Annotated in this window: 7 protein-coding genes; 5 read left to right on the top strand and 2 right to left on the bottom strand. The window is 71.1% G+C overall.

All coding sequences use genetic code 11. The features are described 5' to 3' along the window. Together AX721_RS17240 and AX721_RS17235 are read right to left on the bottom strand one after the other, a co-directional pair. Positions 1 to 255, bottom strand: a 255-nt coding sequence (locus tag AX721_RS17240) for a hypothetical protein (RefSeq protein ID WP_156467216.1), incomplete at its 3' end; no start/stop codon positions are given. 56 nt (positions 256 to 311) lie between these two features. Continuing rightward, positions 312 to 1,745 (bottom strand): DEAD/DEAH box helicase, encoded by a 1,434-nt coding sequence (locus tag AX721_RS17235; protein ID WP_068877225.1) that lies wholly within the window; start codon positions 1,743 to 1,745, stop codon positions 312 to 314. Positions 1,746 to 2,065: 320 nt separating this feature from the next. Between AX721_RS17235 and AX721_RS17230 the strand changes: the two genes are divergently transcribed. From AX721_RS17230 to AX721_RS17210, 5 genes are all read left to right on the top strand, one after another. Continuing rightward, positions 2,066 to 3,280, top strand: a complete 1,215-nt coding sequence (locus tag AX721_RS17230) for a serine hydrolase (RefSeq protein ID WP_068877220.1) — start codon at positions 2,066 to 2,068, stop codon at positions 3,278 to 3,280. Beyond that, positions 3,277 to 3,684 (top strand): 8-oxo-dGTP diphosphatase MutT, encoded by a 408-nt coding sequence (gene mutT / locus AX721_RS17225; RefSeq protein ID WP_068877219.1) that lies wholly within the window; start codon positions 3,277 to 3,279, stop codon positions 3,682 to 3,684. The genes AX721_RS17230 and mutT overlap by 4 nt, the downstream gene beginning before the upstream one ends. Then, positions 3,684 to 4,100, top strand: a complete 417-nt coding sequence (locus AX721_RS17220) for a secondary thiamine-phosphate synthase enzyme YjbQ (protein ID WP_068877218.1) — start codon at positions 3,684 to 3,686, stop codon at positions 4,098 to 4,100. Before mutT ends, AX721_RS17220 begins: the two co-directional genes overlap by 1 nt. A 3-nt stretch (positions 4,101 to 4,103) precedes the next feature. Further along, positions 4,104 to 5,117, top strand: coding sequence for a hypothetical protein (locus AX721_RS17215; RefSeq protein ID WP_068877217.1), 1,014 nt, complete (start codon positions 4,104 to 4,106; stop codon positions 5,115 to 5,117). 93 nt (positions 5,118 to 5,210) lie between these two features. Beyond that, entirely contained in the window at positions 5,211 to 6,932 is a 1,722-nt protein-coding gene (locus tag AX721_RS17210; protein WP_068877216.1) for a PAS domain-containing protein, read from the top strand. The last annotated feature ends 3 nt before the right edge of the window (positions 6,933 to 6,935 follow it).

The following is a 6,935-nucleotide window of genomic DNA, read 5'->3' as shown; positions in this document are numbered from 1 at the left end:
CCGGCGGCGAAAGCCCGCGATGTGATGGCGGATCGCGTCGCGGTCCTCATCGGACAACGTGTCGTGCGCCTGGATCCAGGCCCGGTATTCCTTGTCCGTCTGGGCCTGGGGCCCGACCACGCCGCGCACGAAGCGCTCGCCCCACGGCGTCTTGATGATCTGCAGGGCTGCCTGGTGCACCACCCAATGCACGGGTGGGAAGCGCCGGACGACGCCGAGGGCGGCTGCGGTGGTGGCGCGGAGCGTCGGCGGCATGACCCGAAAGAAAAGGGCGGGCGGATCAGTCCGCCCGCCCCGTTGTTAGTCGCGCCCTAGCGGTTCGACCAGACCCCGGTCGACCCGGACGAGCGGGCGCCGCCGCCACTGCTGCGGCCACCGGCGCCGCGACCGCGACCACCGCTGCGGCTCGGGCCCTTGAAGGCGGGCTTGTCGCCGGCCGGACGCGCGGGCGCGCCCTCGTGGCGATGGCCGCCCTGGCCGCCCCCGCCGTGGTTGCGGTTGCGCTTGGCCTGGTGCTGGCCGCGGTGCGGCTGCGCCGAGCCGCGGGTATCGGGACGCTCGGGCTTGCCGCCCACGTCGGGCATGGCCGCAGTGGCCGCGCCCAGGTGCTTGTCGTTGCGACGATCGAACGAGGGGATCCGCTGGCGCGTCACCTTTTCGATGTCCTTCAGCAGGTTGCGCTCGTCGTCGGCGCAGAACGCCACGGCCGAACCGTCCGCGCCGGCGCGGGCCGTCCGGCCGATCCGGTGGACATAGGCTTCCGGCACGTTCGGCAGCTCGTACTGGACCACGTGGCTGACCGCGTCGATGTCGATGCCGCGGGCGGCGATGTCGGTGGCCACCAGGGCGCGGACCTCACCGGCCTTGAAGGCGGCCAGGGCGCGCTCGCGCTGGCCCTGGCTCTTGTCGCCGTGGATCGAGACGGCTTCCACGCCGGCCTGCTCCAGGCCACGGGCCACGCGGTCGGCGCCGCGCTTGGTGCGGGTGAAGACGATCACGCGCTTGAAGCCGCCGTCGTCGAACAACTCGCTCAGCAGGGCGCGCTTGCGCGACTGCTCCACGAACAGGACGCGCTGGTTGATACGCTCGACGGTGGTGGCCTGCGGGGTCACCGAGACCTTCAGCGGGTTGGGGTTCAGGATCTCGCCCGAGAGCTTCTCGATCTCGGCGGGCATGGTGGCCGAGAAGAACAGGTTCTGGCGCGGGGCCTTGGGCAGGAACTTCACGATCTTCCGGATCGGGACGATGAAGCCCATGTCCAGCATCTGGTCGGCCTCGTCGAGAACCAGGATCTCGACGCCTTCCAGGGTGATCGACTTCTCGCCCAGGTGATCTAGCAGGCGGCCGGGGGTGGCCACCAGGATGTCGACGCCGGGCGCCAGGGCCCGCATCTGGCCGCCGTACTTCACGCCGCCGAACACCACGGCGACGGAGACGCCCATGTGCTTGCCGTACGACTTGAAGCTCTCGCCGATCTGGGTGGCGAGTTCGCGGGTGGGGGCGAGCACGAGCACCCGGGCGCTGCGGCGCGGGGCGGGCTTCTTGTTCTCGGCCAGGCGATGCAGGATCGGCAGGGCGAAGGCGGCGGTCTTGCCGGTGCCGGTCTGGGCGATGCCCAGCAGGTCGCGGCCGGTCATGACGCCGGGGATGGCCTGCGCCTGGATCGGCGTCGGCTGGGTGTAGCCCTCGTCGGCCAGCGCCTTGAGCAGCGGCTTGGCCAGGCCAAGGTCAGTGAATTGGGTCAAAAGATATTCTTTCGCGTATGCGCCGAACACGACCGTCACGGGTCTTCCGTGGATCGCCTGGCGCCGGTCTTTGGAGAAGCGCCCCGCGTGATGGGCGCGTCGGGTGAGAAAGCCTCACGGCGCTCGACAGGCTGAGCCCCCAAGGAGGCCCCACGCGGCTGGAACGCAGATAGCGCCCCGAAAGAGCGCAGGGGGCACATCGGGCTTTGCGACAGTGAAGTCAACCCCCGGGGGACGAAGACCGCCAGGAGTTGCCTTTTGGCCGCAGGGCGTGGGAAGCCTTCGACTAGGCGAATCCGGTGGTCCGGCAGGGGGATGGGATGCGGTTCCTGACGAGCATCGTCGCGGCGGCCTGGCTTCTGGCCGGCGGCGCGTTCGCGGCGCCGTCCGCGACGGATCTCGCCGCCATCGCCGCCGTCGAAAGCCGCATCACGCCGGTCGGCTCCACCGAGGGCAAGACCCTGGCCGCCCGGATGGCGGAGCTGAAGGTCCCCGGTGTCAGCGTCGCCTTCATCGAGGACGGCAAGGTGAAATGGACCCGGACCTACGGCGTAGCCGACGCCTCCGACGGCCGGCCTGTGACGCCCGACACGCTGTTCCAGGCCGCCTCGATGAGCAAGGCAGTGGCCGCGGCGGGGGCGCTGCGCCTCGTGGAGCAGGGGCGGCTCGATCTCGACGGCGATGTGAATGCGCGGCTCAAGACCTGGCAGGTCCCCGCGAGCCCCCATACCGCCGCCGAGAAGGTGACCTTGCGCCGCCTACTCAGTCACACCGCCGGGCTGACCGTCAGCGGCTTCCCGGGATATGCGGCCGGCAAGCCGATACCCAGCGACGTGCAGATGCTGGACGGCAAGCCGCCGGCCAATACGCCGGCCGTTCGATCGTTCGAGCCGCCCGGGCAGGGCTATGCCTATTCCGGCGGCGGCTACACCGTGGCGCAACTGCTCATGACCGAGGCGGGTGGGCAGCCCTTCCCGAAGCTGCTGGAGCGGCTGATCCTGCGGCCGGCCGGGATGCGCAGCTCGACCTTCGTGCAGCCGTTGCCGCAGGCCCTCGTCCAGAAGGCGGCCAGCGCGCACGATCCCAGAGGCGCGGTCATTCCGGGCGCGCGCCACACCTACCCGGAGTATGCGGCCGCCGGCCTCTGGACCACGCCATCCGACTATGGGCGCTTCCTGATCGCATTGCAGAGAGCCCATTTAGGCGAACCGCGCGCGATCCTCGATCGGGCCTCGGCTCGGGCCATGCTGACGCCAGTCCTGAGCGGCTACGGCCTGGGCATGATTGTCGAGCCGCGCGGCCAGCGCCTCGCCATCCAGCACAGCGGCGGGAATGAGGGCTTCCAGTGCCATTCGTTCGCGTTCCTGGACGGATCGCGGCAGGGCGTCGTTGTCATGACCAACGGAAGCGGGGGCTGGCGGCTGGCCCGCGAAGTCGTTGCCGCCATGGGCAGCGCGTACGGCTGGGCGCCGGCGGAGAAGCCGCCGGAAGGCTTGAACCGGCGCGCGCCGCTCGTCGCTCAGGCTGCGCCATGACGGCGAAGCGCATGGTGTTGGTCGCCGCGGCGGCGCTGGTCGACGTGGACGGGCGGGTGCTGCTCTGCCAGCGACCGGAGGGCAAGCAGCTGGCCGGCTTGTGGGAGTTTCCCGGCGGCAAGGTGGAGGCGGGCGAGACGCCCGAGGCCTGCCTGATCCGCGAACTGGAGGAAGAGCTGGGGATCCGGGTCAGCCATGCCTGCCTGGCGCCTTTCGTCTTCGCGAGCCACGAGTACGAGAGCTTCCACCTGCTGATGCCGCTCTACCTGGTGCGGCGGTGGGAGGGGCGGGTCACCAACCGCGAGCACAAGGCCATGGCCTGGATCCGGCCCATCGATATGGACAGCTACCCCATGCCGCCGGCGGACGGGCCGCTGGTGGCGTGGCTGCGGGACCTGATCTGATGCGCCAGGCGGCCCGGACGCTCGCGCTCCAGACGCCGGGCCAGGGCCTGCACGAGATCACCCCCGAGGTCTGCGGCTGGGCGCACGGACAGGGGTTCGCCACCGGCCTGCTGACCCTCTTCTGCCGCCACACGTCCGCGTCCCTCACCATCCAGGAGAACGCCGACCCCGACGTCCGCCGCGACCTGGAGGACTGGGTGGCCGCCGTCGCGCCCGAGAGCGCCGCCTATCGGCACCAGGACGAGGGCCCCGACGACATGCCGGCGCACCTGCGGGCGGTGCTGACCGGCGTGCAGCTCTCGATCCCCCTGATCGACGGCCGGCTGGCCCTGGGGACGTGGCAGGGGATCTATCTGTTCGAACACCGCCGCCGCCCGCACCGGCGCGAGGTGGCGCTGCACCTGCTGGGGGACTGAGACATGTTGCGAACGCTCCTGGCCGTGGCGGCGGCGCTGGCGCCAGCCCCGGCCTGGGCCGCCTGGAAAATGCTGCCGTTCCCGAAGGACGACGTCACCCTGCGCGCCGTCGCGGTGGTCTCGGCCGGCCGGTTCCAGGTGTCCGGCTCCAAAGGGACCTACGCCGTCACCGAGGACGGCGGCGGCGCCTGGCGTCTGGCGACGCCGCCGGGCGGCGAGGCCTTGGATTTCCGGGGTGTGGCGGCCCTCGATGACCGGACCGCCGTGCTGATGAGCGCCGGCGACGGGCCGGCCGGTCAGGCGAAGCTGTTCCGCACCGACGACGCCGGGCGCACCTGGTCGCTGGCCTTCGAGACCCGCCTGCCGGGCAGCTTCCTCGACACCATCGCCTTCCGCGACGCGGGAGACGGCTTCGTCCTGGGCGATCCCATCGACGGCCGCTGGTTCCTGCTGCGCACCCGGGATGGCGGAAAGACGTGGGCGCCCATCGAGGGTCCGCCCGTCCAGCCGGGCGAGGCCGCCTTCGCCGCCAGCAACTCCGCCCTGTTCCTGGGCGGCCGCTCGGACATCTGGATCGTCTCCGGCGGCCTGGCCCGGGGCCGCGTCCACCGTTCGAAGGACGAGGGTCGGACCTGGGCCGTGGCGCAGAGCCCGTTGCCCGCCAGCCAGACCGCCGGCCTCTTCGGCGGCCTCGCGCTCGCCGCCGGCCGCGCTGTGGTGGTGGGTGGCGACTACAAGGATGAGCTGGCCGCTGGTCCTTCCATCGCCGTGGGCGCCGGCGACGCCTGGACCCTCGCGCCCCACGTCGGAACGCCGCGCCTGCTGGAAGGCGTCGGCCGCCTCGACGCCAAGACCCTGATCGCCGTCGGCCCGCGCGGCACCTCAGTCAGCGCCGATGGCGGCAAGACTTGGCGCCAGGTCGATCAGGAAGCCTTCCACGCCATCGCCTGCCGCGCTGGAGTCTGCGTGGCCGCCGGCGGCAAGGGGCGGGTCGGGATGTGGACGCCGGAACCCTGACTCCGCGGGTGTTCAGCGAACGCGGTGTTGCGTTGTGACGCAGGCTTTGCGCTATGGCTTCGTGATAGAACGTCGTCGAGGCGTCGGAAAACCGTGAGGAAAACCAAGCCAAGCTTCGAAATCGACGCCCGCCTTGCTGCGCTCGTGAACAGCATAGGCGACGTCTACTACGTTCTCGACCGCGAGTGGCGGATGGTCATGTTCAATGACGCCGCCGAGGCGTTCTTCGGCCGTCCGCGCAGCGAGATCCAGGGGCGGTCGTTGTGGGACCTCTATCCGGACGGTCGGACTTCGCCGTTCGCGCCCTATCTCGATCGCGCCATGCATGAGGGACAGGCCGGCCGCCTGGTCGGACCGTCGCAGATCAGGCCCGACCGCGTCGTCGATTTCCGCGTCGCGCCGCTGGGCGACGACGGGATCGGCGTGTCGCTGGTGGATGTCACCGAGCGGGCGCAGGCCGAGGAGGCCATGCGCGAGAGTCAGGAGCGCCTGGATCTGGCCGTCGGCGCGCACAACATCGGCATCTTCGACTGGCACGTGCCCAGCGGCCGGATCGTCTGGAGCCGCGAACTGGAGATCATTTTCGGCCTGGAGCCTGGCGCGTTCAAAGGCACGGCCGAGGACTTCCAGAGCCGGGTGCTGCCCGAGGACCTGCCGCGGGCGCAGGCCGAGACCCAAACGGCCCTGGCCGCGGGACGCGACCTGATCGGGTTCAACTTCCGCATCCGGCGGACCGACGGGGAGATCCGCTGGATCGAGGGCGTTGCGCGCGTGGTCTACGCGCCGGACGGCGCGCCGCAGCGGATCGTCGGCACCAACTTCGACGTCACCGAACGCGTGCTGGCCGAACAAGCCATGCGCGAGAGCCGCGAACGCCTCGACATGGCGGTCGCCGCCCACGCCGTGGGCATCTTCGACTGGGACGTGCGCAGCGGGGCGGCGACCTGGTCCGGCGAGATGGAGGCGATCTTCGGCCTGCCGCGGTGCGGCTTCGAGGGCCATACGGACCATTTTCGCCGGCGCGTCGTTCCCGAGGATCTAGTCCGCATCGACGCCGAAGCGGCCGCGGCGGCGGCGGCGGGCCAGGAGGTGATCCACAACGAGTTCCGCATCGTCCGCGACGACGGCACGATCCGCTGGATCGAGGGCGCAGCCCGGTTCGTCTTCGGCCCGGATGGGCAGCCGGTGCGCGTCGTCGGGACCAACCTGGACATCACCGAACGCAAGATGGCCGAGCAGCACCAACGCCTGCTCATCAACGAGCTGAACCATCGGGTGAAGAACACGCTGGCCATCGTGCAGGGCATCGCCTGGCAGTCGTTCCGCTCGGGTGGCATGTCGACGCCCGCCCGCGAGGCGTTCGAAGGTCGGCTCGCCGCCCTGGCGGGCGCGCACGACGTCCTGACCCGGCGCAACTGGGAGGGCGGTTCGATCGCCCAGATCGTGACCGAGGCCGTGGCGCCGCAGGATCCGGGCGGCGGGCGGATGACCGTGAGCGGGCCGCCCGTGAACCTGGAGCCGAAGACCGCGGTGGCCCTGGCGCTGGCGACCCACGAACTCGCCACCAACGCGGTGAAGTACGGCGCCCTGTCCGTGCCCGGCGGGCGTGTGGAGGTGCGCTGGACGACAAACGGCGGGTTGCTGCACTTCACCTGGTGCGAGACCGGCGGCCCGCCGGTGGAGGGGCCGATCCGCCGCGGGTTCGGCGCGCGCCTGCTCGAACAGGGCCTCGCCGAGGAACTGAAAGGCTCGGTCCGGATCGAGTTCCGGCGCGAGGGCGTGCTCTGCTCGGTGGAAGCCCGGCTGGCGGCGTGAGGC

Origin of the sequence: Phenylobacterium sp. CCH9-H3 (assembly GCF_001557235.1) — a bacterium.
GTDB lineage: Bacteria > Pseudomonadota > Alphaproteobacteria > Caulobacterales > Caulobacteraceae > Phenylobacterium.
The sequence above is the reverse complement of the archived record's forward strand: the minus strand, read 5'-3'. Positions and strand labels throughout refer to the sequence as shown.